The organism is Kitasatospora sp. NPDC002551, assembly GCF_040296005.1.
Classification (GTDB): domain Bacteria; phylum Actinomycetota; class Actinomycetes; order Streptomycetales; family Streptomycetaceae; genus Kitasatospora.
The window spans coordinates 66,307-89,199 of record NZ_JBEOWI010000030.1 but is presented as its reverse complement, the minus strand read 5'-3'; the positions used below and the strand labels follow the sequence as shown (position 1 = coordinate 89,199).

Genomic DNA, 22,893 nt, shown 5'->3' with positions numbered 1-22,893 from the left:
ACTTCGACCGGATCGCCGACGAGCTCTACACCCTCGCCCCGGCGACTTCACCGCCACCCGCAACCAGCACGCCGACCGGTTGAAGAAGACCGACCGACCCCTCGCCGCACGCATCCGCGCGCTGCACCGCCCTACCCGGGCCGCATGGGCCGTCAACCAGCTCGCCCACCACCACGAAGACCTTGTCGCCAACCTCCTCGGCCTCGGGCAGGAGCTACGCGACGCCCAGGAGCAGCTCGCCGGCGACTGGCTCCGCGCGCTCGGCGAGCGGCGCCGGCAGCTGGTGCGGAAGCTACTCGGCCAGGCGCGGCGGGCAGCAGAGGACGCCGGGTACCCGCTGGGCCCGGAGGCCGCAGACGAGGTCGAGCAGACAGTGAACGCGGCGCTCGCGGATCCGGACGCCGCCGAGGCCTTCGCCGCGGGCCGCCTCGCTGCCGCCTTGGAGCCGGTGGCCTGGCCCGGCACCGCAGATGGCGGGCCGGGTACCGACGTGGCAGAGGCAGCGCCCAGGCCGGCTTCCCCGCGACGGGGGAGACCGACGCCCGCGCGCGACCCCCGGCCGTCGCCGGATGCCAAGCCGACGCCGGCGCGCCGGGCGGCCGATGGAGGGGATGGCGCGGGGAAGCGGGCCGAGGCCGAGCAGGCCCGACGCAACCGGGAACGCGAGCGTGTGCTGGAGCAGGCGCGCAAAGAGGCAGAGGCGAAGGAGCGGGCCGGGCGGGAAGCAGCCGACCGGCGCGACGGCGCCGAGCGAGTGCTCGCCCAGGCCGAGTCCGCCCGGCAGACGGCGCGCGACGAGGCCGAGCAGGCCCGGGAGGCACTCGCCCAGGCCGAGGAGCGCGTGCTGGCCGCACAGAAGGATGCCGGGCAGGCCCGGGACCTTGCGGATCGGGCGAGCCGGGCCGCCCTGGCCGCGGCCGAGAAGGTGCGCGCGCTGGAGTCCGGCGGCCGGCGGGATCGGTAGGAGTCGGCCGGGGGCCTGGCCCCAGGGTTGCGGTTGGTTTGGTGGCCGGCTGGTGGTGCAGGCGCCCGGTAAGGCGTCGTCGCTGCCTCCGAGCGGGGCCCAGCAGGGCGGCGACGCCCGTCGGCCCAGTCCCGCGTGCGCGTCACCGGGCGTGCGGTGACGCTGGCGGTGAGCCGTCTGCAGCCGACCGCAGGCGCGCGGTGCGGTGCGAGGAAGGAGGCCGTGATGGCCCGACCCGTGTGGACCGGAGTGCTGAGCTTCGGGCTGGTGACCGTCCCGGTCGCCCTGTACACCGCGACGTCCTCGCACGACGTGCGCTTCCACCAGCTGCAGCGCGGGACCTCCGACCGGGTCCGCAACAAGCGGGTCAACGAGCGCACCGGCAAGGAGGTCGAGTTCTCGGACATCGTGAAGGGCTACGAGGTCGCCGAGGGCGAGTACGTGATCGTCGAGCCGGAGGAGCTGGAGCAGATCTCCCCCGGGCGCTCGCGCACCATCGACATCGCCGGCTTCGTCGACCTCGCCGACGTCGACCCGATCTTCTTCGACAAGACGTACTACCTCGGCCCCCGCGGAAAGGAATACCAGAAGGTGTACGCCCTTCTCGTCGAAGCGCTCGACCACGCGGGGAAGGTCGGGCTGGCGATGTTCGCGATGCGCGGCAAGGAGTACCTGACCGCCGTGCGCTCTGAGAACGGCCTGCTGGAGCTGCACACCATGCACTTCGCCGACGAGGTCCGCGACGCCCGCACCGAGGTCGGCGACCTGCCGGAGAAGACCAAGCTCTCCGCCCAGGAGATCAAGACGGCCGAGCAGCTGATCGGCATGCTCGCGATCGACTGGAAGCCGGAGGAGTGGCACGACACCTACGAGGAGCAGGTGAAGAAGCTGGTGGAGGACAAGCTCGCCGGCCGCGAGATCGCCGTCTCCGCTGGCCCCGCCCCAGAGGCCACCAACGTCATCGACCTCATGGACGTTCTGCGCCGCAGCCTCGAAGGCGCCCGCAAACCCGCCGCCGAAGGGCCAGCCGGGCAGCCGAAGAAGACCGCCGGCCGGACCAGGACCGCCCGCACCGGCCACTCCCCTAAGGCGGCCGGCGGCAAGAAGAGCACCTCCACCAGGGCCTCCACCGGCAAGAGCACCTCAAAGCGCACCAGCGCCACGGGCAAGCGCCAGCTGTCCCAGCTCACCAAGACCGAGCTCTACCAGCGCGCCACCGACCTCGACATCCAGGGCCGCTCCACCATGACCCGCGACCAACTCCAGCACGCCCTCGAACAGACCAGCCACCGCCACCGCGCCGCCTCCTGAACCGAGGCGGGGAATGGAGACCAGGGTGAGCAGCAGGGAATCTCGGAAGAGGCGAGACGTCCCGGCCGAGGCCGCCGGGGGTGTCCAGCGCCAGGAATCGGGCGATCGCTCGTTCGGGGATCGCGCCGCCGGGGCACCCCGCAAGCACGGACCCGGCACAGCGGACGACCAGGACGTCGTGGTGCGCGAGACCTACGACGCCGCCACGGAGGCAGCCGGTACGGACACGACTCCTCGAAAGCGGCGGAACGCCGACAAGCGCGCCGAAGCGCCCACCGATGATCAGCAGGACACCAGGAGCCAGGCCGGGCATCGACGGTGATCGCGGATCCGGGCGGGTCCGCCTGTCGTCTTGTGCCGGCGGCTCGCCGGTTCCGATCTCCTCGGACGCCGTCAACAGCCCGAGGCGGGGCCGTACCCAAGGGGTAGACGTGGCCCGGCCGGGCCGGGTCGTCGTGGTCCGCCCCGGCACCAACGCCTCCTCGTCCCTGCCCGCCAGCATCGCAACCGGCACTGACCTTCGAGCGGCTCCGGTTCCAGCACCGGAGCCGGGACGTCGTTCTGCGGCGGCGGCCGCGGGCTGTTCCCGGGGCAGGACTGGTAGCCTCCGCCATGCCCATTCCTTGGAACGACGTCCTCTCAACCACCGGCACGGTCGCCAGCGCTTGTGCCGCCGGATTCGCGCTGCTGACAGCACGCAGGGCGAACCAGACCGCGAAGTCCGCGCACCGGACCGCCCAGACTGTGGCCGCCATCGAGGTGCAGCGCTGGCACAGCGAGCTGACCCCCCGTCTCAGCGTCACGTTGCTGGGCCGTCATGGGCAGTACGCGCTTCACGTCGGTCTGGACGGGCCGACGGGGCTGGACCGCCTGGACAGCATCACAGTCGTCATGGAGGACGAGACGGGCGTTGACCGAACCGGGCACGCTCTTCTTGGTGGCTCTGTCCCGTTGGAAGAGCTGCAGGCGGTCGTGTGGAGTCCGTTCCGGTTTCGGCCCCATACCGACGGAACCGACGAACACGGACGTTCCCCGGCGCCATTTCCTCTCCGACGTGGCGAGTGGAGGCCTCTCGCCGTCGAAGTTCCCCCGCCGCCACGCCACTACAACTCACCGCAGCTGTGGGAGTCGCAGTACGAGGACAAGCCGATCCGACTCCGCTTCGAGTGCCAGCGCGAGGGCCGCGACCCGTGGACCGTTCCGTACGAGATACCCGCCCACACCTGGCGCCAGCAGCTGCCCGGCACCGCGGGCGACGGCCTCGGCCTGGAAGAAGACCTCGGCCAGGCTCAGCCCGACCAGTGAAGACCTCCGAGCGCGCCTGGGCACCGCGGGTTCCGGTCCGGCCCGCCGCTCCGGATAGCCTGCCTTCCGTGTATCGGATTTTTGACGGTCAGAAGGGCCGGGCATGAGCAGAGTGATCGCGGTCTACAGCGAGAAGGGCGGCGTCGGCAAGAGCGCCCTGGCGGCCGGGCTGACAGCCGCGGCCCGCAAGCGGGCGTTGGATGTGGTCGCCGGGGACCTCGATCCCCGGGCCACGTTTACCTCCGAGCTGGGCATCTCCGAGGAGGAGGCGCCGGCCTTCACGATGAACGACCTGCTCGCGCTCGACCCGAAGGGTGAGACCGGGCTGGCGGCCGAGGCGTTCGCGCCGGCGTCCGACGCGTGGCCGGGGGTTCAGGTGATCGCGGCGGAGCGCGCTCTGGCGAACCGCGAGACGGATAACGTCGCCGTGGGGCTCGAGTTCCGGCTGCGGCTCGCCCTGAAGGGCGCCATAAAGCCTGGGTCGGTCGGCATTCTGGACCTGCCGCCGCGCGCCGGCGGCAAGCTCGTCACCTCGGCTCTCGTCGCGGCGACGGACGTCGTCATCCCGGCGACCCTCGACGAGGACGGCCGGATCGGCGCCAAGGAGGCCCTCGCGACCATCAAGCTGGTCAAGGATCTCGGCATGAACCCGGACCTTCGGGTGGTGGGCATCGTCCCCTCCATCGTCCCCGGCGGGCGGAGCACTCTGAAGGACGCCATAGGGGAGTATCTGGCGGAGACGTACGGGGAGCTGTACCGCGACGATCTCGCGATTCCCCGGCATGCGGTGCGCCAGCAGACGCGGTTCGCCTGTGTGCCGATCACCGCGACCTCCGGCAAGGAGGCCCAGGCCCTGGCGGATGCCTATGACCGAATCCTCACCGCATCGGGAGTGACCCTCTGATGGCCAACAAACTGATCGCCGCCGGCACAAGCCGACTGAAGAAGGCACCGGACTCCACCGTGGATCCCGCAGTGCCGGCCGAACTGCAGCAGCAGGCCGCGCCCTCCGCGCTCCCAGCGATCGTGGACACCCAGGGCGCGCCGAGCGTGTTCGCCGGCGGCCGGGTGCTCACCGCGGAGGACATCACTGGCACTCCGGAGGAGCAGCTCGCCTACGTCACCGAGCGGCTGGTCGAGATCGACGGTCTCGGGCGGCGGGCCGAGGACTTCGTGATGCTCAACAAGGGCGTCTTGCTGGAGGTCGCCCAGCAGCGGGAGCTGCACGTGGTCGCCGGCCACACGAACTTCGCAGTGTGGGCTTCCGGCGTTCTGGACGTCGACGAGAAATACGTCTTCGAGCTGATGCAGGACGCCGCCCGGACGCGGGCCGTAGCGGAACTGGGACCGGACCTCGCCCAGCATCTGAGCCGGGCCTCGGCTCGTAAGGCGGTGGCTTCGGTCATCACCTCGCACGACCTGAAGACGGCCCGCACGGTGGTCGAGCTGGGTGTCGCTGAAGCGGTCGAGCAGGGCAAGAAGCGCCCCACTGCGGCCCGGCTGGTCGAGCTCGCCGAGGAGTTGACAGCGGCGTCCATCCCCGGCCAGCACACGGGGTCAGAAATTTCTGACCCCGCCCCCAGTGAGCAGAGGTCAGAAATTTCTGACCCCCGATCCGAGGAGCAGCCGGGCGCGGCACAGCTTCGCGACTTGAGTCGCTCCGCGGCTGTGCTGCGGGAGCGGGTGGCTTCACTCATCGCTCCTCGCGCACTGAAGCCCGCAGTGGAGGCCGACCCGGTCGCGACTCACCGGCACCTGGAGGATCTCGAAACTGAGCTGCAGCGCCTCGCCAAGCGCCTGACGGCCGCCAAGAAAGCGGCGGCAGCGGCAGTCGCGGCGGCTCCGGTGGACGCGGAGATCGTGAGCTGACCGTCAGCGGCGTCTAGAAGCACGAAGGGCCCGCCTCCCCCGACAGTGTCGGGGGAGGCGGGCCCTTCGATTTGGTCCGGTCAAACCTGAACGAGAATCCCCGCGCGGTCGAGGCCGATCGCGCGAGCGACGGCGGCGAAGGTCGCCCCCCAGTCGCCCGCGTGGTGGACGGCGCGGTCGTCGATGTAGCAGGCCGCGCCGAGCTTGGTGCTGGTGACCAGGACCGGGCCGCCGACTGCCGTGTAGTACGCCCGCTCGGGGTTGGGGTCGACGAAGGCGTGGATCCCGCTGTACCAGGTGATCCAGTCGGCGACGTCCGGCAAAAAGCATCGCGGCCTTGCCGTGTAGACAAAGACCGCGCGGTGCCGGGCGAGCAGCCGCAGCGCTTCGATCGCGCCCGGCAGGGGCAGGCCGATGCGACCGCCCATCCAGCCGGCCGAGGCGTCGGCGAGCGTGCCGTCCAGGTCTACGCCGACGGGCCTGACTGGCGGGGCTGTCGGGGGTGGGTGCGATGACGGGCCGGTGCATGTGGTCCTCCGTCAGGTCAGCGGGCTAGAGGAAGGTGAGCTGGCTCTCGTCCGGCTCGGGGGTGTCCTCGGTGCGGGCCTGGGCGCGCGCTTCGCCGTGGGCTTCGTCGGCGCGGTCGCACACCAGCCGGCCGTCGGGAAGCTCGTCCCAGCCTCGGCCGACGGCGTCATCGGCGGCGGCCTCGGGGGAGTCGTGGTGGGGGATGAACTCGTCCTCGACGACGTCGCCGCAGACGCTGCATTTGGCGGTCCAGCACAGCGACGGGACCGCGATGCCGGCACCTGAGCGAGCCGCACCCTCGCGGCGCCAGGCGTAGCCGTGGTGGAGGACCAGGGCGTGGGTGGCGGGCTGGAGGGGGAGCCGTCGTCGAGGTCGGCGGAGACCGCGTTGTGCTTGGTGGCGGCCATCAGCGCGGTGACGAGGTCGGGCATCGGCAGCAGGGTGTCGGGGCCGGTGAGCCAGAGCTCCCAGGCCTGCTCCGGGGAGCCGGGGCGCAGCCTGTCGGCGGGGTCGGTGGTGAAGAGGCCTCGGCGGGCGGCCGGGGTGAGGGCGGGGGTGGTGGTCATGTCGGGGTGTCTCCTTCGACGGGTCGGCCCCGGCTCGCTGGGGTGCGGGCCGGGGCCGGGGTGGTGGCGAGTGGTCGGGTGGGGCGGGTGGCGGCGGGCTGCGGTCGGCTACAGCAGGCCGGCGGCGTGGGCCTCGGCCTCCTGGTCGATGTCCTCGTCCTCGTTGTCCTCGTCGGCCTGGTCGTCGGCGGTGGCCGGGCCGCGGAGTTCGGCGATGGCGAGGTCCCGGCCGATGGCCTGCCACGGGTCGCCGTCCTCCTCCTCGTTGTCGGCGGGCTGCGCCGTGTGCGCGGCGGGGGCGTCCAGGAGGGCGGTCAGTTCGCCGAGGGTGTGCACCGGGACCGGCCGCTGGTCGTCCTGGGCGAGCAGGTAGGTGCGGCTGTTGTAGCCGTCGCGGTCGGTCGGGCGGGGGACGGCCAGCAGGCGCGCGGTGGGCGTGATCTCGCACGTCGCGCTGCCGTCCTCCAGGCCGGTCCAGTTCTCGGTCTTGGTGAGGGCGCCGTGGCTGTAGTCGAGCCGGCTGGCGCCGGAGGCGGCTCGGTGCGCGGCGTCGGCGCAGGCGTCGGCGGCCAGCTGCTCCCGGGTCGGCGCCGGGGCCGCCTGACGGGCCGGGGTGTGGTGCTCGGCGCCGAGGCGGCGGCGCAGGGGGGTGAGGGCCTTGTGGGCGTGGTGGTCGGTGAGGATGGCGGCGAGGGTGCCGGTGGCGAGGGCGAGGGTGATGCGGATCTCGGTCGGGCGGGTGGTGAGGGTGCGGTAGGTGGTGAGGCCGGTGGCGGCGCCGGCGGTGACGGTGGCGATGCTGTCGGCGGTGTCGAGGGCGGTGCGGGCCAGGCGGGTGCGCAGGGTGTCGGTCACGGGTTTCTCCGCAGGGGAGTGGGGTGGGTGCCGGCCGGGCGGCCGCGCCGCGCACCACGGCGCCCCGCCTCCCGGGCCTGGCTGGCGCGGGGGCGGGGCGTGGTGGTGGGCGGCGTCAGTGCCCGGTCAGAGGGCCGCGATGATGAGGGCCGCGACGAAGAGCCACAGGACGTGGAAACTCTGGTCCAGCGCATAGCTGCCTCGGCCCAGGTGCCGGCCGGTGATGCCGTCCTCGGCGGTGGAGGTGTCGATGACGTCCGCGCCGAGGTCGTAGAACTCGCTCTTCCCCGTCACCTTCGCCAGCCAGGCCAGGGTGGTCCGCCTGTCGGCCCACCAGTGGGTTCCGGCATCGACGGCCAGGCCGAGCAGCAGGCCCGCCGCGGTGAGGTGGAGGTCGAGGACCAGGGCGGCCGGGAGTAGCAGCAGGGCTTTGGTCAGGGTGAGCGCGACCACGTGTTTGGTGCAGGCCCAGCGACCAGCGCGGCCGGGCATCCCCTTGCGGGCGTTCTGACACGAACTCTGGATCCAGTGATCGCCGACCTGGTGGCCGACGAACAGGGCGACGAAGACGGCGGCGAACGTGGCCGAGGGCATACTGGCGGTCTCCTTCTCGTGCGCGGGACGGGAGTCGGGGCGGCTGGTCGGGCTCCCGGCGGCCCGACTCGCCCGGCGAAGAGCTTCGCCGCCGGCTGAGCCCCGGCTAGTGCGACGCCCGCCGCTGCTGCGGCGGATCGCGGTTTGCGGTGCGGGCTACGCCTGGCCGAGGAGGAAGGTGATGGTCGAGGTGCCCTCGGTCCGGGTGGTGAGCGCGGCATGTGCGCGGTCGTACGGGACGTCGATGCCGAATGCCGTGTGGGCGGCGCGGCGGAGGTCGACCAGCGAGGCGCTGAAGCCGTGCTCCGCGACGGCCAGGTCGGCGGCGGCGAGGGCGAGCAGGTCCTCGCGCGTCGGGCCGGTCGGGGCCGCATTGGTGAGCCGGTCGAACGCGGCCGTCCACTGCCTGTCCGCTCGCTCGCGTACGGGGGTGGGCTGTAGGTGGCTCTCGCTGATCCGGCCGTGCCCGGCCAGCCAGTAGCAGACGGGGATCTCGAGGGCTTCGGCGAAGAGGATTTCGCGGCGGGTCGACTCGCCGAGGTAGAGCTGGTCGTCGGTGACGACCAGGACCTCGTCGGCGGTGGAGATCTTCGCCAGGTGCAGGGCGTCGAGCCGGGCCTTCAGCTTCTCGGCGTCTGCGGGGGCGGCCCACAGGGGGTGCTGCTGGCGCATGTCGATGGCGGGGGCGAGGACCATGCGGCCGGCGGCGGTCTCCTGGAGCGCGGCCTCGGCCATGTGCGGCCAGAAACGGGTGCTGCCGCAGATGGTGACGGTCGGCGGCAGGATGTCGCCGGGCTCGGGGGAGTAGGGCATCGGTGGGGCCTTTCCGGTGGAGTGGTCGGTGCGGAGGTCGGCGGGCGGCAGCTCGTGCGCCGCCTGCCCCCGGCCCGTCGGCTTGTCGGGCGCCAGGGGGGCTTGGGGCTGTGAGCGGCATACCCGGGCGAAGGGGAACGGGCGGAGCCCACGCCGGGTACCGGGCGGCGGTGACCAGAGTGAGGCCGCGGTGGCGGTGGTGCGGGCCTTGTCGAGCGCGGCCTGCTCGGGGGCAGCGCCCGCCAGCACGTCCCGCCCCCCGCGGCCTGGCCGGCTGGGGAAGCGGGGCGTGGTGGTGGGCAGCGTCAGCGTCCGGTGCGGTGGTGGTGGATCTCGTCGAAGCCCTCACGGGGGAGGAGTTCGCGGGCGGAGCGGGCCATGCGGTGCTGGTAGCGCAGGACGTCCTCCGGCACGCGCTGGTGGCCGGGCCTGCTCGAGTTCCGTGCAAGGCAGAGGTCGAGCGGGGCGTCGGTGAGGACCGCGATTGCGCGGCGGCCGTGGGCGTGGGCGAGGTCGACCAACTGGAGGCGGTGGTGGCTCTCACAGCTGACGTTGTCCACGAAAGTCGTCAGCCCGCGGCGCAGTCGCATGCTCAGGATCTGGTGCTGGAGGAGGAGGGCGTCGGCCGTCGCGCTCTGGTCGCCGGGTTCGGAGGCGACGGCGCGCAGCTGGTCAAGGCTGACGATCTGGTGCGGCGGCACGGTGAACAGCAGCGTGGACTTGCCCGAGCCGCTGGCGCCGATCATGACGACGACGTCACCGGGTTCGACGGGGGCGAGGGTGAGGGCGGTGGGGATGGTGGTCACGGTGGTCAGCTCCGGGGGTGGGGTGGTGGATGGTCAGCCGGCGGTGGTCGGGCGGCCGGGCCGGTTCAGGGGCGAGAGGGCCTGCGGCCTACGGGACCAGCGGACGTAGTCGACGCTGCTCGCCGCGTAGGTGTTGCTCAGGAGGCTGCCGGAGTCGTCGAGGCAATCGTGCAGGCGGTCCAGGCGGTCCCAGGCCAGCCGCAGCTGGCCGATGAGCCAGTCCCGGTCCTCGCCGGTGAGCGCCTGGTCGTCGGCGGCGATGGCGTCCAGGCGGCCGGTGTCCTGGAGGCCATCGGCGAGGAAGGCGTCGACCCGCGCGGCTTCCCCGGCGGTGAACTCCTCGCCGATCCGCCGGGCCTCGTCGGCGTGCGGGTCGGTGGCGTAGGCGGCGGAGCCGCGCCGGTCGAGCGCGATGCGGGCCAGCTCCCAGTCGGTAGCGTCGGGGAAGACGCTGTCCTTGCGGAAGGTGCGCTCGGGACGGGCGAACCGCTCGTGCACGGGAGCGGTCAGGGCGGACTCGATGGTGGTGTCGGTGGTCACGGTGTCCTCCGGTGTTCGGTGCGGCCGGGCGGCCGGCGCCGCGCACCACGGCGCCCGCCGCTCCGGCCTGGCTGGCTCGGGGCGGCGGGCGCGGTGGTGGGCAGCGTCACTGCCCGGGTCCTCAGCGGTCCTGGCTGATGCGGGTGGTCAGCTCCTGCGGTCGGTGGGGGTGCCGCCGCAGGTGTTGATCACGGTCTGGCCGCCGTGGATCGTCCCCCCGACGTTCACGTTGGTGCCGTGGATGTGTCCGGTCTGGTGGACGTCGCCGTTGACCGTGGCCTGGTCTCCGATGGTGTTGTTGGTGGTGGTGTCCTGGTCGGTCATCAGGTGTTCCTTTTCTGGTGAGTCGGTTCGGTGTCGGCCGGGTGGCCGCGCCGCGCACCACGGCGCGCGCCGCCCGGGCCTGGGTGGCCGGGGTGGCGGGCGCGGTGGTGGGCAGCGTCAGTGCCCGGTGGCGGTACGGACGGCGGCCAGGATCCGGTCGTGGTCGAAGGCGAGATGCTGCGCACTGGGCAGGCAGTCGAGCCGGATCCACTGGACGGATGCGGCGTCGTCCCCGGCGCGTGCCTCGGTTTCGGCGGGCACGCTGACGAGGTAGGCGACGCTGACGTACCGGCCGCGCGGGTCGCGGTCGGGCTCGTCGTACACGCCGATGAGCGTCAGGTCGGTGGTGTTGACCAGGACGCCGGTCTCCTCGTGGAGTTCGCGGACGGCGGCCGTCCGGGAGGTTTCGCCGATGTCGATGTGGCCGCCCGGCAGGGCGAGCAGGCCCTGGTGCGGCGGCCAGCCGCGCTTGATCAGCAGGACGCGGCCGTCGGGGCGAACCGCGACGACGTCCGCGGTGTAGCGGATCGTCTCGGCCCTCTCGTGTCCGGACTCGGTGGCCCCGTCGGTGCTGGTGGTGTCGGTCATGGACTCGCTCTCCAAGGGGTGGGCGGGTGTCGGCCGGGCGGCCGCGCCGCGCACCACCGCGTCCACCGCCCCGGCCTGGCCGGCACGGGGAGGGTGGGCGCGGTGGTGGGCAGCGTCAGTGCCCGGGCGTCAGTGGAAGGCGCTCCAGATGAGCAGCAGGATCACGGCGATCCCGATGAGGACGGCCTTCGGGGAGACGCTGGTGGTGGTCTGCAGGCGCCGTATCTCGGCGTGGATGGCGTCGCACTCGGCCTGGATTCCGGTGTGGGAGGGGGTGCCGGGGGTGAGGCCGGCCAGGATCGCCGAGCGGTGCTGGAGCTTCTCGTACAGGGCCGCGATCTGTGCGTCGCGGGAGATGGCCAGGGCCACGGTGGGTGCCTCTCGGTCGGCGGTGCGGAACAGGAATTGGGGGCGGGCCGGTGCGCCGGTGCACCGGCCCTCCCGGGTGGGTCAGCGCTGGTCGAAGGGCGAGCCCGGCGCCGGAACGGCCGCCCGGGGCCGGGCGGTCTTGGGTTCGGGAGTCTGGATGGTGATCTGCGGCTGCACGTCGGTGCGGTTGACCACCACCGGGCGCAGGCTGAACGACAGGCCGCGCAGCGCGAACAGCGACACCGCCGTGATGGCGGTGGCGGTCAGGCCGACGGCGACCGGGCGCCCGCTCGGCGGGGCGGCGGACCAGACCATGGCGAGCGTGGCGCCCGACCAGGCCGTCCAGCCGAGCCGGGCAACGGCGCCCTGGGTGAGGAAGGCGAGCAGCGCGGCCACCAGGCCGACCGTCTTCCACGCGCCGTAGGCGGTGTCCGGGGTGAGCGGGTCGGCGGTGTGGGCGCCGAGGTAGGTGTGGACGGGGGCGGTGATGGCGGCGCGCAGGCCGTCGCCGCCGGCGGGCAGGTCCTGCGGCAGGTGCACGGCGCCGATCACGGCGCCGGCCGCGTTGAGCAGGATGCCGCCGGCGGTGCCCAGCACCAGGACCGCGAGGACGGTCACGACGAGGTAGGCGCCGGCGCGCACCCACGGCTCGGCGCCGGTGAAGTCGTCCAGGGCGGCCGCCAGCTCGAGGCGGCGCCGGTCGAGCCAGCCGCCGGGGGCGGTCAGCGCGAGGACACGTCGCCGGGCCGACTCGCGGACGCTGACGCCCGGCTGCTCCGGCTGCTCCTGGGGGGCGGTGGGCTCGGTGTGCTGGTTCACGGGTGCTGCTCCTGAGTGGTCGAGGGGATGTGCGGGGGCCGGCCCGCCCCGGGTTGGTGCCGGGGCGGGCCGGGTGGTGCGCGGGGGTCAGCCCTGGAGGCGGATGGGCATCAGCAGGTGCCGGTAGTCGCCCGCGGTGTCCTCGCCGCTGTGGCCGAGGACCAGGACCGGCTTGGTGGAGGAGGTGAGGTGGAAGCGGGCCTCGGGGGTGGTCAGGGCCTTGAGGCAGTCGGTGAGGTAGCCGGGGTTGAAGGCGGCGTCGCAGCCGCGGACCCGGTCGCCGATCGCGCCGGCGGCGGTGCAGGGGATGCGGTCGGCGGCGTGGGCGTCGTCGCCGTCCCCCGCGTCGATGAGCAGCTGGTCGCCGTCGACGGCGAGACGGACGGGGCGCCTGTCGGAGGCGACCAGGGCGACGCGCTTGATCGCGGTCAGCGCCTCGTCGACGGGGACGGTAATGGTCAGCTCGGCGTCGTCCGGTTCGGGGAGCAGGTTGCGGAACTTCGGGAACTCGGCCTCCAGCAGGCGGGTGCCGACGCTCCGGCCCGGGACGGAGAGGGTGACCTGGCCGTCCGACCAGCCGATGGCGACCGGGTGCTCCCCGGCCAGCGTCCGGGCGGCGTCGGAGAGGACCTTGGCGGGGACCAGGACGGTGCGGGCGGCGCGGCCGGCCTCCTCGGCCGGGTCCGCGCCGTCCTCGCCCTTCTTCCTGCCGGTCCGGGTGGTTGCCGCCGGGAGGGTGCCGGTGGGCTTCACGGTGAGCTCGCGGACCGCGAAGCGGTAGCGGTCGGTGGCGGCCAGGGTGAGGCGGGTGTCCTCCAGGATCATCTGCACGCCGGTGAGGGCGGGCAGCGTGTGGTCGGTGCCGGCGGCGACGACGGCCTGGGCGACGGCGTCGGCGAGCGCGTCGCCGTCCACCGTGAACACGGTGTCCGGCGGCGCGGGCAGGGCCGGGTACTCGTCGACGGGCAGGGTCGGCAGGGTGAAGCGCGCCGACCGGCAGGTGATGAGCAGCCGGTCCCTGGACAGCTCGATGTCGACTTCGGCGCCCTTGGGCAGGGTCTTGGCGATGTCGGTGAGGAGCCGGCCGGGGACCAGCGCGGTGCCGTCGTCGGCGATCTCGGCGTCGGCCCGGGTGGTCGCGCACACCTCGTAGTCGAACGCGCCCAGGTGCAGCCCGTCCTCGCCGGTGCGCAGCAGGATGCCGGCGAGGACGGGCACCGGGGGGCGTGCGGGCAGGGCGCGGGCGGCGTGGGCGACGGCGTCGGCGAACGGGGCGGCGAACAGGCGAAGCTTCATCGGGTGCCTCTCGGGTTGTGGCGGTGCCGGTCGGGGTGGTGCAGGGTCAGGGCCGGTCGGTCAGGCCGAAGGGGTCGCAGGTGGGGTAGTCGGCGTCGAGCACCAGCCAGTCGCCGTCGTCAGTGACGTAGTCCAGGACCAGTTCGGCGTCGCCGCACCAGCCCGGCACGAGGACCATCACGGGGGCGTGGTCGGGCAGGCCATCCAGGACGGCGGCGAGGTCGCCGATGGTCAGGACGCCGAGCAGGCCGCGGCGGCTGGCCGCCGCAGGCATCGCCGTGTCGTCGTCGGCGGGGGAGGGGGTGGGCATGCCGAGGTCCAGAGGCCGGGTGTGGGGGTCGGGCGCGGCCGGGGTGGTCTTCACGGTGAGCGCTCCGTTCCAGACGGTGGAGCGCACCGGCGCGATGTCGCGCGCGTTCCAGGCGGGCGTGCCGGCCATGACGGGCAGGTGGTCGGGCAGGCCGGCCAGCACGGCGGCGAGGTCGCCGACGGTGAAGCGGGCGGCGCTGTAGGGGGTGCCCTCGATCCGCCAAGGGGCCTGGCGGTCGACCGGGGGGCGCTTCACGGCGGCGGTCTTGAGGGTCTCGGTGATGGCGGTGACCGCGGCGGCGCCCATCTCCTCGGGGCTGGCCGGGTCGGCGGTGACGGTGATGGTGGTGTTCACGACGTCCTCCACGGGGTCGCGGTGTCGGCCGGTCGGCCGGCCCCGTCCCCGGACGCGCCGCGCCCGCCCGGCCGGGGTGCGGCGGGGCGGGCGGTGTGCGGGCCGGGGGCGAGACCGGGCGGCCGGTCAGCGCACGTCGTTGTTGACCGTGCCCTTCCAGCCGGCGGACTGCTTGCCGATGGTGACCTCGGTGTGCCGGTGGAACATCGCGAGGACGGTGCCGGTCGCGGTGGAGCCGTCGCCGCCGGCGGTCGTCGACGTCCCGGACGCCGAGCCGGAGGTGACGGCGCGGAGCTTGCCGAGGAGGGCGGCGACGCCGATCGCCACGGCGGCGATGGTGACCGTCGCCCACATGAGGATCTTTCCGATCTGGTCGGCGTGCGGGGCGACCTCGCCGATCCCGGCGCCGACCATCCACGTGACGGCGCCGGCGGCGAGCAGGCCGCCCGCCCCGTACCGGAGGCCCTGGCGCAGGGCGAGCGGCAGGCCCGGGTCTGCGGGCGGCTGCGCCGGGGCGGCCGGGGCCGGGTCGGGCTGCGCGTGCGCGGCGGCCGCGGCGGCGGCGAGCGGGTTGTGCACGGGGACGGCGATCACCTTGCCGTCGACCAGGGCCGGGATCAGGGCCGGGGTGGCGGGGGAGGGCTGGAGCGGGACGGCGACGACCTGGCCGTCGAGGGAGGCCGGGACGAAGCCGTCCTGGAGGAGGTAGGCGTTGAGGTCGACCGCCGTGTCGGCGGCGGTGGCGGGGCCGGTGTAGATGCTGTCCACGGGGTGCTCCAAGGAGTTGGGGGCAGGGCTTGCTCGGGTCGGGGGCGCCGCGGCGCCTTCTGGGGCCGCCGGGCCCGCGCCGCCGGGTGGCGGGCGGGCCCGGCGGCCCTCGGAGAGGCCGGGAGCGGGCGGGCTACTGCCCGGTGGGGGCCCAGGTGCGGAAGGTCGGGCCCCCGGAGACGACGAGGTTCTCGACGGTCAGGCCCCGTCCCGGCATGGACCGGGAGCCGAGGACGATCACCTGGGCGCGGTCGACGGTCTGCGGCAGGGGGATCGAGCACGGCAGCGAGCCCTTGCCCTCGACGCGCAGGGCGATCCCCGCCGGGCGGCCGGTCGTGGCGATCTCGGTCACGAGGCGCGCGGCCTGCGGCACGGCCGAGTAGGAGCCGTGGCCGAGGGTGATGGAGATCAGCGGGCGCTCGGGGGTCGGCACGTACGGGCCGGCGGCGTCGGCGGCGTCGGCGGCGAGGCGCTCGTGCATCAGGGCGGCCGCGTCGCGCAGCAGGTCGAGGGTCTCGCCGCGGGTGGTGGCGGTGCGCTCGGCCAGGCCGTCGCGGATGCCGTAGCTGCGGGCGGCCCAGGACCGGGTGAGGTCGCTGGCGTGCTCGGCGGCCAGGAGGTGGTCGATCAGCGTGCTGGAGCCGGCGCTGGTCTCGGCGGCGATCTGGCAGTGCGCGGCGCCGTCGGTGGTCCACAGCCGCACGCGGGCCGGGGTGCCGTCGGCGTAGCGGCCGATGGCGATGGTGCCGGCGTCGGGGTCGAGGAGCTGGTCGGCCGGCGGGCGGGGCGCCGGGTCGGCGAGCAGGGCGCGCTCCTGGTGGTCGCGGGTCAGGTCGGCGTAGCGGGCGAGAGCGGCGGCGGAGGTCATGGTGTGGTGTCCCTTCGGTAGACGGGTCGTGCCCGCCGCCCTGTGGCGGGCGGCGGGCACGGTCGGGGTGGCGAGGATGGTCAGTTGGGGAGGCGGGTGGTGCGGCCGAGCGCGAGGATCTTGCGGAGCCGGCGGGCCGCCTCGGGGGACTGCTTGCCGCTGCGCGGCTGGCCGATCAGGTACGCGGCCTCGTCGGCGACGAAGACGATCTGGCGGGGCGGGCCGGGCTGCAGCTCGGGGCGCCGGGGCGCGGCGGGCAGGGCACTGAGAAGCCGCAGCTCCACCAGTGCCCGGTGGGCGGCGAGCGTGGTGGTGGCGTCCTCGAGGGTGTCGGCCGGGCGCAGCCGTACGCGCGGGTCGAGGGAGGCCTCGGCGAGGAACCGGTCGACGGTGCTGACCTGGCCGGTGATGAGCGGGGTGGTGGCGGGGCGGGTGTTCACGGGCGGGTCCTTCCGGGAGCTTCGCGGGCTGGGTGGGTTGGTGGGTCAGGAGGCGGCGTTGCTGAGCGCGGTGACCAGGTTGGTGAGCAGCTGGTTGATGGCGGGGCCGGCGCCGGTGGAGGCGAGGGTGAAGCCGAACGCGGCGACGGTCAGGCTGGGCCACAGGCGCAGGTAGCCGACGCGGTGGAGGACGACGGTGAGGATGCCGAGCAGGACGGCGAGGGAGACGGTGACGGCCACAATGGGCTCCTGGCGGCTCGTTGGCGGATTGGGCGGACGGGCAGGACGGACCTGGTGTTTGCTGTCCTGGCCTGGTGGTACGTCAGGTTCGGGCTGCGCCCCGCGCCGAGTGGTGCGGGGCTTGGAGACGAGGTGGTGGCGATGGCGCACGTGCACTACAGCTGTTGGAACTGCGGTGCGGATAACCGCGTGTACGGCGAGGGCTGTGACTGCTGCGACGTCGTGGAGGTCCCCGAGTCGTGGGTGTGCTGGGACTGCGACGCGGAGAACTTCTGCGACGACGACTGACCGCCGCCGCACCTGTCAGCCGCGCAGGCCGGTGAGCGCGTTGCGCACGCCGCCGAGGCTGACCTTGCGGCCGCCGTCGGCGTTGACGGCGGCGAGGATCTCCAGGTCGTCCAGGTCCTCGCCGTCGGTGTTCTCCAGGACGGCCAGCACGCGGTCGGTGATGGTGAGGCGGGAGGCCGTGCGCGGCTCGGGGGCGGATGCGGGGATGGCGGGGACCGGCGCGCTGCGCGCACCCCGACCGCCGCCGCCCCGGCCCCGGCCGCCTCCGCCGCCGGCTTCGGGTTCCTCGAACTTCTCCGGGCACGCGGCCTGGTAGGCCTCCATCCCGTCCAGCTTCCCGAGGTAGGCCTCGCCCGCGTCTTCCCAGGACTCCTTCTCCAGCGCGCGGTGCGGGCCGTCGCCATACAGGGCGAGCATCTCGGGGTCCAGGCCGTCGGTCGGCAGCACGGAGCCGACCTTGAAGAAGCGCATGCGGGCGGTGGGGTGCAGGCCGGAGAGGTGGTAGCCGCTGCCCTGGGTGCCGGGCCGGTCCTCGTCCGCCTCGGTGTCGTCGAACTGGGAGATGAGTTCGACGGCGCCCGCGTACTTGGGGATCTGGGCGAGTTTCTGCCCGGCCGGCAGCAGGCCGTCGGAGACCAGCTGGCGCATCAGGTTGCTGGTCCAGCGCAGGAGGATGACCTCGCCCTCCTTGAGCATGGAGCGCAGGGTGTCGGAGCCGCCGAGCTCCTCGAGGTGGCCGGCCTGCGCGAACAGCGCGATGCCCATCCCGAGCGAGCGGCCGGTGCGGCCGATGTCCTTGATGTAGAACGTCGCCTCGTCCCGGTACGGGGCGCCCTTCTCCAGCAGCCGGTTGGCCTCGTCCAGGACCATGTACATCAGCGGGTCCGGGCGGTCCATCAGGAACTTCGAGCGGCCCGCCGCCGCGTAGCGGACCTCGCGGGCCTTCATGACGTTCCAGAAGGTCCGCAGCTGCGCGATGGCGCCTTCCTGGGTGTAGACGCACCAGGCGCAGTTGCCGCGCGCCTCGGGCGCGGACTGGCCGCCCTTGAGGTCGGCGTAGAACACGCCGATGCCGGAGCGCTTCATCCCGGCGAGGATGATCTGCCCGCCGGTGGACTTGCCGGCGCCGGTGGTCCCGAACAGCAGCATGCGCTGCGCCGAGCCGCCCTTCGGGTCGTACAGGCGCACCTTGGTGCGGCGCCCGTTGTGGTGCAGGCCCACCCAGATCCGGCCGGTGGAGTCCATGACCAGGTACTCGGGGTCGGGCAACAGGACGTCGGCGAGGGGGTCCTCGGGGTAGATGGTGACCAGGCCCCGGCTGCCGTGGGTCTCGACGGCCAGGCGGGCGGGGTCCTTGATGTCCATGGCGTCGGCGAGGCGGGCCATGTCGTAGCCGATGACGTCGCCGGGCGGGGCCTGGACGGTCAGCTCGTAGATGAGCCCCATGTCAGCGCAGTTCCTTCGTGTCGGTGTCGATGATGCGCACCCCGGTGATGACCGTGCCGGGCATGCCCTTCGGCGCGATCTTCTGCACCCAGTGCGCGTACGGGTCGAGGACCGCCTGGTCGGCGGTGCCCACCCGCAGGCGCCGCACCCCGGCGCCGCGGCCGGGCACCTTCTCGACGCCGATCTCCTCCTCGTCCCAGTCCAGGAGCGCCGACAGCGCGGTGATGGAGATCGTCGGAACCGGCGTGCCCGGCACGGCGGCGCGGATCAGCGCCGTCAGCGCCTTCCCGCCGGTGCGCTCGACGTCGGTCAGCACGGTGCCGGGGGCGACACCGCCCTCGACGGCGACCCGCTGCGCCCACCAGGTGGACATCGGGTGGGTGGAGCCGGCCGGGAGCAGGGAGGCGGCCTGCTGCTCCTGGGCCTGCTGGACGGCCTCGGGGGTGAGGGAGCGTTCGCGGCCGGCCAGGACGCGGGCCGTGCGGGCCGGGCGCAGCTTCCAGACGGTCAGGGTCCAGGCGGCGTCGAGGGCGAGTTCCCACCAGTGCAGGCCGTGGACCAGGTGCTCGGTGACGAGCAGTCCGGCGACGCTCGCGGGGGAGACGAGGTAGAGGGCGGTGGCGGCGTCGCGGACGCGGCCCTTGGGCAGGGTCGCGGACCAGATCAGCCCCCAGGCGGTGGCGGCGCCGGCGCCGCCGAGGGTGAGGGCGAAGGGGAGGGGGGTGGTGGTGAGGGCGCCGGCAGCTAGTCCCGCCGTGGTGGCGATGGTGGCGGTGCGGCCGGCGTAGCCGCGGGCGACGGCGATGCGCCCGCGCAGCGGGCCGAGGGACATCATCGGGGGTAGCTCCTTCGCGGGTGCCGCCGGCCGGGCGGCGGGGATGCGGGGCAGGGGGGTGCGAAGGGGCGGCCGGTCACCGGCCCGTGGGGGGCGGCGCCGGCCGCCCCCGGGGTGGGTCAGCGGTTGGCGTAGAACTCGCGGTCGGCCATCTCGCCCTCCTTGGCGGCGATCGCCTCGTCGACCGGCCCGTAGTCGGCCTCGTGCGCGTCGGCGGTGGCCTGGAACAGGGTGGAGAGATCGGCGGTGGCGGCGGCCATGGCCTCGGCCTCCTCCAGGACGGAGAGCATCACGGTGGCGGCGTCGCGGTGCTCGGCGACGGTGTCCCGGTCGACGTTCATCGCGGCGGCCTGGTCGGCGAGGCGCTGCACCGAGGCGGCGCAGCCCTCGACGTACTTGTAGGTGCCGGTGACCTTCTCGGACAGGTAGGCCAGGCGCACCGAGGCGATGGCGAGCTGGGCGACGACGATGCCGTAGTTGACGGCGTCGAAGAACACCTCGACGACGGTGGCGGCCGCGCCCCCGGAGAACAGCGGCTCGGCGTCGTCGGCGGTGGGCGTGGTGTGGGCGGCGGGTGGGGCGCTGCTGGTGACCGGTACGAGGTCGGACATCGGGTGGGTTCTCCTTACTTCTCGTGGTAGTCGCGCTCGGCGGGCGCGGCGTGGCCCATGTCGCGCGTGGTGTCGGCGACCTGCTTGTCGCGGCGGGCCGCGTTGGTCCCGGCGGCGGCGATGGCCTCGGCGGCGGCCGGGATCGTCTCGGCGACCGCGTCGGCCCTCGCTTTGACCTCCGCGGCCTTCTCCATGAGGGAGACGACCATGGTTTCGAGGACCCCGGGAATTTTCAGGTCGAGGACCTTGGCGTGCAGGGCCTCCAGGCGGCCGGCGAGTTTCTCGCAGCCTGCCGCCGCCTCGAGCGCGTGGTCGGCGCCCTGCAGGATCTCCTCGGCCATGTCGGCGTCCGCGTCGATGACGTCGTAGATCGTCAGGTCCGAGTCGCCGGCGTACTGGGTGGTGCCGGTGCCCGTTCTGGGCACGGGGATGGTCACGGGTCGTCCTCCAGGGGCGGGTGCGGCCGGGGGCATGGGGATTGGGCGGGTGGTGCGGGGCCGGGTGTGAGGGGTGCGGTACGGGGCGCGCGGCAGCCCGGCCTGCCCGCGGCCGATGGCGGGGGCCGCCCTGTCGGGATCGGGCCGGTCGTAGCGGCGCACCCTGTGGTGCTCGCTGTGGACCCAGCCGGGCGGCGGACCGAAACCGGTACCCGCACCGGACCCGGCCGACCCGGACGCCCCGGTGGCCTGGCCCGCGGCGGTGCCCCGGCTGCCGGTGGAGTGGGCCCGCCGCGAGCGGCGGGCGTTCGCGCGTTCCGCCCGCTCGCGGGCCTTGCGCGCCTTGCGCTCCTGCTGCTCACGGCGCTTGCGGGCCCGGCGGTCGCCGGGGCTGCCCGGGGCGGTGGTGCCGGGCCTGCGCAGCCGCCAGGGCCGCGAGCCGCTCGCCCCGCCCGGGGTGAACACCCGCCGGGCCCGGCGCTTGGCCCGCGTGCCGGCCCCGCCCGGGGCAGTGCCCGCCGTGCCCGTCCCGGTCCCGTCGCCCGCCGTCGCGGGCCTCACGGCGAGTTCGGTGCCCGGCGCCGCCGGCTTCGACGTGCCCGTCGCGCCCCCGTTCCCCGTCGCCGTGTCCTTGGGCTTCCGGCCGTTCAGGATCCGGTCGACCGCCCGCTTGCGGACCGCGCCGCGGATGGTGGCCGAAGTGGCGCCGCTTCCGCCGTGGGCTCCGGCCGGCTTCCACGAGCCGGTGCTGATCCGGTCGGCGACCCGGCGCCTGGCCGCACCGCGGACGGTGTCCGGCCCGGCCGGGGTCCGCCCGGGCTTGCCCGGCCGGTCGTCCGGCCCCTTGCGGCCGGGGCCGGACTGCCTGTCCTTCGGGCCGTTCAGGATCCGGTCGGCAGCGCGCTGGCGGGCCGCTGCGCGGATCGTGTCCGGGGAAGCCGGCTGCCGCTGCGGCGTGCTCCGCCGATCGGCCGCGCCCTTCCCCTGCGGCCCCGGCTTCCTGTCCTCCGGGCCCTTTCCGCCGTTGTTCTGACGGCCTTTCCGGTCCCCGGAATTGCCGTCCGGGCGGCCCTTGCGGCCGGAGTCCTCCAGGGCCCTCCTACGGGCTTCCTGGACCCGCCCGGGCCCGGTGGTGCCCGCCGGGCCCGGGCGGCCGTCCTGGCCGCCTCCACGGCCCGCCCCGGGCTTCTTCGGCGGCGTGCCGCCGGGCCCGCTCTGCCCGGCGGAGCGGAAAGTCGAGGGCACCTGACCACTCGACCGCCCCGAATTCGGGAATGAATTCTGGCCCGACCCGCGCGAGTTTCTCCCGAATTCCGGACCGGGCTGGATACGGCCCCTCTGCTGGCCCGCGAGGGCGGCCGACCGGGCCCTTTCGAGCTCACTCCCGGGCTTTCCGGCAGGCGTTTTCTGCTGGTCCCGGACGGCCTTGAAATGCTCCGCGCGGGCCCGCAGGTAGCCGACGGCGTGGTAGGCGCCGCGCAGAGCGGCGACCGTGATTCCCGCCGCCAGCACGGCGGACATCGAGGCCACCTGGGCGAGCGAGCCGGACCCGGCGGCGGGGACCGTTCCCATTCCCTGAGCGGAGGTTTCCTCATTCCCGCCGAACGCGGGCCCCTCGGGAACCGAGAGGGACGCGGGCGGGGCGAATTCGGTGGTCAGCGGGGCGAGGGTCGGCAGGCCGCCGCCGGGGCCGTCCTCGCCCACGACCCCGGGCAGGGTCAGGCCGGGGAAGCCGAGCACGGTCCCCGTGGTGTCGTCGGCCATCCGGCCGCCTCCAATCGTTCGTCACTGTCCGTCACCAATCCGGGGTCCCTCGCGTGCGCGCACAGTGCGCGCACGTGGAGACCCCGGTTGACGGCGTCGCGCCGGATTCGGTGAGCGCGAAGAGTCACCCCGCCGACCGGCCCGTCAGGAGCCGGCACGGGCCTGCGTCCACGCGGTGAGCAACCGCACCAGGTCGGCCCAGGCCGCCTCGTCCCGGCCGGCCATCGCGCGGGCCAGGTCCCACAGCGCCTGCGCGCGATCGGGATTCGTCGCGGTCGCCGCGATACGCCGATTCCAGTGCGCGGCCTGCCCCGGCGTGAGCGGCATTTATTCACGCCTCCTTCAGGAAATCCAGAAACGTCGGAGCGGGCTTTTCCTGGGCGTTTCCGTCGCCGTTTCCGTTCTGCTGGTCGGTGAATCCGGCGGCGATTCCGTGCAGGTTTGCCGCCGTGTTCACCCCCTGCATTCCCTGCGTGCTCTTCAGTCCGGCCTTATGGGCCTTCTGGAGCGCCTTGGCGGCCGCGCGCTTCTCACGCTTGACCGGGAGTTTGACGTAAAGCCTGTTGTAGGCGCTGTCGATCTTCCCGGCCTCGTTCACCGCGGCCCGCAGGTGCTTTTCCAGCGCGGCCATCGGCCGGGTCGCGAGAAATGCGCGGACCTTCGCCTCCAGCGGCTTGTCGCCGTCGATTTTGATGGTCTCCAGGGCCGAGCGGTACTCGCTCAGCAGCCCCTGGACCTCGTTGGCCATCTGCCGCAACCGCTCGCGCTGCTGAGCGGCGTACAGGCCGGTGCCCTGCGGCCTGAGCAGGTGCTCCGACGTCCACCCGTTCTTGTGGTGCTGGGACATGGATCCTCCAGGTGATGGGTTTCTCGGACCCGGGCTCCGGCCGGATGTCCGGGTCGCTACGGTGGTGCTCGGCGCGCCGGGGGGCCGGACGCCTTGTCCGGCCGCCGGTAGCACCCCTGGTCGGGGGCGTGCCGGCGG

General features: G+C 73.9%; 28 protein-coding genes. 6 read left to right on the top strand and 22 right to left on the bottom strand.

The features are described 5' to 3' along the window. Positions 1-79 precede the first annotated feature (79 nt). From ABT093_RS24345 to ABT093_RS24325, 5 genes are all read left to right on the top strand, one after another. Complete coding sequence (locus ABT093_RS24345; RefSeq protein ID WP_350567890.1) at positions 80-964, top strand: hypothetical protein; 885 nt, start codon at positions 80-82, stop codon at positions 962-964. 225 nt (positions 965-1,189) lie between these two features. Next, on the top strand, positions 1,190-2,275 hold the full coding sequence (gene ku, locus ABT093_RS24340; protein WP_350567887.1) for a non-homologous end joining protein Ku: 1,086 nt from the start codon (positions 1,190-1,192) through the stop codon (positions 2,273-2,275). A 612-nt stretch (positions 2,276-2,887) separates the two neighbouring features. Further along, on the top strand, positions 2,888-3,580 hold the full coding sequence (locus tag ABT093_RS24335) for a hypothetical protein (protein WP_350567884.1): 693 nt from the start codon (positions 2,888-2,890) through the stop codon (positions 3,578-3,580). Between the two features lie 103 nt (positions 3,581-3,683). Beyond that, positions 3,684-4,484 (top strand): ParA family protein, encoded by an 801-nt coding sequence (locus ABT093_RS24330; RefSeq protein WP_350567881.1) that lies wholly within the window; start codon positions 3,684-3,686, stop codon positions 4,482-4,484. Then, positions 4,484-5,449, top strand: coding sequence for a hypothetical protein (locus ABT093_RS24325; RefSeq protein WP_350567878.1), 966 nt, complete (start codon positions 4,484-4,486; stop codon positions 5,447-5,449). Before ABT093_RS24330 ends, ABT093_RS24325 begins: the two co-directional genes overlap by 1 nt. An 80-nt stretch (positions 5,450-5,529) precedes the next feature. Here ABT093_RS24325 and ABT093_RS24320 read toward each other — a convergent pair whose 3' ends face one another. The 16 genes from ABT093_RS24320 to ABT093_RS24245 all read right to left on the bottom strand — a co-directional run bounded on the left by ABT093_RS24320 (position 5,530) and on the right by ABT093_RS24245 (position 16,527). Then, the gene (locus tag ABT093_RS24320; protein ID WP_350567875.1) at positions 5,530-5,877 is read right to left on the bottom strand and encodes a hypothetical protein; all 348 of its coding nucleotides are present in this window, start codon (positions 5,875-5,877) and stop codon (positions 5,530-5,532) included. A gap of 774 nt (positions 5,878-6,651) precedes the next feature. Beyond that, a complete protein-coding gene (locus tag ABT093_RS24315) occupies positions 6,652-7,398 on the bottom strand; it encodes a hypothetical protein (protein ID WP_350567872.1) in 747 nt (248 codons plus the stop codon). 126 nt (positions 7,399-7,524) lie between these two features. Then, on the bottom strand, positions 7,525-7,992 hold the full coding sequence (locus tag ABT093_RS24310) for a transcriptional regulator (RefSeq protein ID WP_350567870.1): 468 nt from the start codon (positions 7,990-7,992) through the stop codon (positions 7,525-7,527). Positions 7,993-8,148: 156 nt separating this feature from the next. Continuing rightward, positions 8,149-8,805, bottom strand: coding sequence for a hypothetical protein (locus tag ABT093_RS24305; RefSeq protein ID WP_350567867.1), 657 nt, complete (start codon positions 8,803-8,805; stop codon positions 8,149-8,151). 305 nt (positions 8,806-9,110) lie between these two features. Next, positions 9,111-9,611, bottom strand: a complete 501-nt coding sequence (locus ABT093_RS24300; RefSeq protein ID WP_350567864.1) for an AAA family ATPase — start codon at positions 9,609-9,611, stop codon at positions 9,111-9,113. Between the two features lie 33 nt (positions 9,612-9,644). Further along, a complete protein-coding gene (locus ABT093_RS24295; protein WP_350567862.1) occupies positions 9,645-10,151 on the bottom strand; it encodes a hypothetical protein in 507 nt (168 codons plus the stop codon). Positions 10,152-10,298: 147 nt separating this feature from the next. Then, positions 10,299-10,475 (bottom strand): hypothetical protein, encoded by a 177-nt coding sequence (locus tag ABT093_RS24290; RefSeq protein ID WP_350567859.1) that lies wholly within the window; start codon positions 10,473-10,475, stop codon positions 10,299-10,301. A 117-nt stretch (positions 10,476-10,592) separates the two neighbouring features. Continuing rightward, positions 10,593-11,063 carry an NUDIX domain-containing protein gene (locus ABT093_RS24285; RefSeq protein ID WP_350567856.1) on the bottom strand — a complete coding sequence of 157 codons (471 nt, stop codon included), beginning with the start codon at positions 11,061-11,063 and terminating at the stop codon, positions 10,593-10,595. 129 nt (positions 11,064-11,192) lie between these two features. After that, a complete protein-coding gene (locus ABT093_RS24280; RefSeq protein WP_350567853.1) occupies positions 11,193-11,432 on the bottom strand; it encodes a hypothetical protein in 240 nt (79 codons plus the stop codon). Positions 11,433-11,513: 81 nt separating this feature from the next. Further along, a complete protein-coding gene (locus ABT093_RS24275) occupies positions 11,514-12,251 on the bottom strand; it encodes a hypothetical protein (protein ID WP_350567851.1) in 738 nt (245 codons plus the stop codon). Between the two features lie 87 nt (positions 12,252-12,338). Further along, positions 12,339-13,547 carry a DNA polymerase III subunit beta gene (gene dnaN / locus ABT093_RS24270; protein WP_350567848.1) on the bottom strand — a complete coding sequence of 403 codons (1,209 nt, stop codon included), beginning with the start codon at positions 13,545-13,547 and terminating at the stop codon, positions 12,339-12,341. A gap of 46 nt (positions 13,548-13,593) precedes the next feature. Continuing rightward, entirely contained in the window at positions 13,594-14,211 is a 618-nt protein-coding gene (locus tag ABT093_RS24265) for a hypothetical protein (RefSeq protein WP_350567846.1), read from the bottom strand. Positions 14,212-14,337: 126 nt separating this feature from the next. Continuing rightward, on the bottom strand, positions 14,338-14,979 hold the full coding sequence (locus tag ABT093_RS24260) for a hypothetical protein (RefSeq protein ID WP_350567844.1): 642 nt from the start codon (positions 14,977-14,979) through the stop codon (positions 14,338-14,340). 133 nt (positions 14,980-15,112) lie between these two features. Further along, complete coding sequence (locus ABT093_RS24255) at positions 15,113-15,847, bottom strand: hypothetical protein (RefSeq protein ID WP_350567842.1); 735 nt, start codon at positions 15,845-15,847, stop codon at positions 15,113-15,115. A gap of 80 nt (positions 15,848-15,927) precedes the next feature. Further along, entirely contained in the window at positions 15,928-16,287 is a 360-nt protein-coding gene (locus ABT093_RS24250) for a hypothetical protein (RefSeq protein ID WP_350567839.1), read from the bottom strand. A 45-nt stretch (positions 16,288-16,332) separates the two neighbouring features. Beyond that, on the bottom strand, positions 16,333-16,527 hold the full coding sequence (locus tag ABT093_RS24245) for a hypothetical protein (RefSeq protein WP_350567837.1): 195 nt from the start codon (positions 16,525-16,527) through the stop codon (positions 16,333-16,335). Positions 16,528-16,581: 54 nt separating this feature from the next. Between ABT093_RS24245 and ABT093_RS24240 the strand changes: the two genes are divergently transcribed. Then, on the top strand, positions 16,582-16,815 hold the full coding sequence (locus ABT093_RS24240; RefSeq protein WP_350567834.1) for a hypothetical protein: 234 nt from the start codon (positions 16,582-16,584) through the stop codon (positions 16,813-16,815). 15 nt (positions 16,816-16,830) lie between these two features. Here the strand turns inward: ABT093_RS24240 and ABT093_RS24235 are convergent, their stop codons facing one another. The 6 genes from ABT093_RS24235 to ABT093_RS24210 form a co-directional block, all read right to left on the bottom strand. Then, positions 16,831-18,261 carry an ATP-binding protein gene (locus ABT093_RS24235; protein ID WP_350567832.1) on the bottom strand — a complete coding sequence of 477 codons (1,431 nt, stop codon included), beginning with the start codon at positions 18,259-18,261 and terminating at the stop codon, positions 16,831-16,833. 1 nt (position 18,262) lies between these two features. Beyond that, positions 18,263-19,096 carry a hypothetical protein gene (locus ABT093_RS24230; RefSeq protein WP_350567829.1) on the bottom strand — a complete coding sequence of 278 codons (834 nt, stop codon included), beginning with the start codon at positions 19,094-19,096 and terminating at the stop codon, positions 18,263-18,265. A gap of 119 nt (positions 19,097-19,215) precedes the next feature. Beyond that, positions 19,216-19,707, bottom strand: coding sequence for a hypothetical protein (locus ABT093_RS24225; RefSeq protein WP_350567826.1), 492 nt, complete (start codon positions 19,705-19,707; stop codon positions 19,216-19,218). A gap of 14 nt (positions 19,708-19,721) precedes the next feature. After that, positions 19,722-21,908: a hypothetical protein gene (locus ABT093_RS24220; protein ID WP_350567824.1), complete on the bottom strand. Its 2,187-nt coding sequence runs from the start codon at positions 21,906-21,908 to the stop codon at positions 19,722-19,724. A gap of 144 nt (positions 21,909-22,052) precedes the next feature. Then, positions 22,053-22,235: a hypothetical protein gene (locus ABT093_RS24215; protein WP_350567822.1), complete on the bottom strand. Its 183-nt coding sequence runs from the start codon at positions 22,233-22,235 to the stop codon at positions 22,053-22,055. Positions 22,236-22,239: 4 nt separating this feature from the next. After that, complete coding sequence (locus ABT093_RS24210; protein WP_350567820.1) at positions 22,240-22,755, bottom strand: hypothetical protein; 516 nt, start codon at positions 22,753-22,755, stop codon at positions 22,240-22,242. Positions 22,756-22,893 lie beyond the last annotated feature (138 nt).

Bases quoted from the DNA above. Each gene is read 5' to 3' on its own strand.
- ABT093_RS24330 (WP_350567881.1), top strand. From the start codon at position 3,684: ATGAGCAGAGTGATCGCGGTCTACAGCGAGAAGGGCGGCGTCGGCAAG.
- ABT093_RS24290 (WP_350567859.1), bottom strand. From the start codon at position 10,475: ATGACCGACCAGGACACCACCACCAACAACACCATCGGAGACCAGGCC.
- ABT093_RS24305 (WP_350567867.1), bottom strand. From the start codon at position 8,805: ATGCCCTACTCCCCCGAGCCCGGCGACATCCTGCCGCCGACCGTCACC.
- ABT093_RS24210 (WP_350567820.1), bottom strand. From the start codon at position 22,755: ATGTCCCAGCACCACAAGAACGGGTGGACGTCGGAGCACCTGCTCAGG.
- ABT093_RS24230 (WP_350567829.1), bottom strand. From the start codon at position 19,096: ATGATGTCCCTCGGCCCGCTGCGCGGGCGCATCGCCGTCGCCCGCGGC.
- ABT093_RS24325 (WP_350567878.1), top strand. From the start codon at position 4,484: ATGGCCAACAAACTGATCGCCGCCGGCACAAGCCGACTGAAGAAGGCA.
- ABT093_RS24225 (WP_350567826.1), bottom strand. From the start codon at position 19,707: ATGTCCGACCTCGTACCGGTCACCAGCAGCGCCCCACCCGCCGCCCAC.
- ABT093_RS24335 (WP_350567884.1), top strand. From the start codon at position 2,888: ATGCCCATTCCTTGGAACGACGTCCTCTCAACCACCGGCACGGTCGCC.
- ABT093_RS24255 (WP_350567842.1), bottom strand. From the start codon at position 15,847: ATGACCTCCGCCGCCGCTCTCGCCCGCTACGCCGACCTGACCCGCGAC.
- ku (WP_350567887.1), top strand. From the start codon at position 1,190: ATGGCCCGACCCGTGTGGACCGGAGTGCTGAGCTTCGGGCTGGTGACC.
- ABT093_RS24310 (WP_350567870.1), bottom strand. From the start codon at position 7,992: ATGCCCTCGGCCACGTTCGCCGCCGTCTTCGTCGCCCTGTTCGTCGGC.
- dnaN (WP_350567848.1), bottom strand. From the start codon at position 13,547: ATGAAGCTTCGCCTGTTCGCCGCCCCGTTCGCCGACGCCGTCGCCCAC.
- ABT093_RS24220 (WP_350567824.1), bottom strand. From the start codon at position 21,908: ATGGCCGACGACACCACGGGGACCGTGCTCGGCTTCCCCGGCCTGACC.
- ABT093_RS24215 (WP_350567822.1), bottom strand. From the start codon at position 22,235: ATGCCGCTCACGCCGGGGCAGGCCGCGCACTGGAATCGGCGTATCGCG.
- ABT093_RS24235 (WP_350567832.1), bottom strand. From the start codon at position 18,261: ATGGGGCTCATCTACGAGCTGACCGTCCAGGCCCCGCCCGGCGACGTC.
- ABT093_RS24285 (WP_350567856.1), bottom strand. From the start codon at position 11,063: ATGACCGACACCACCAGCACCGACGGGGCCACCGAGTCCGGACACGAG.
- ABT093_RS24320 (WP_350567875.1), bottom strand. From the start codon at position 5,877: ATGGGCGGTCGCATCGGCCTGCCCCTGCCGGGCGCGATCGAAGCGCTG.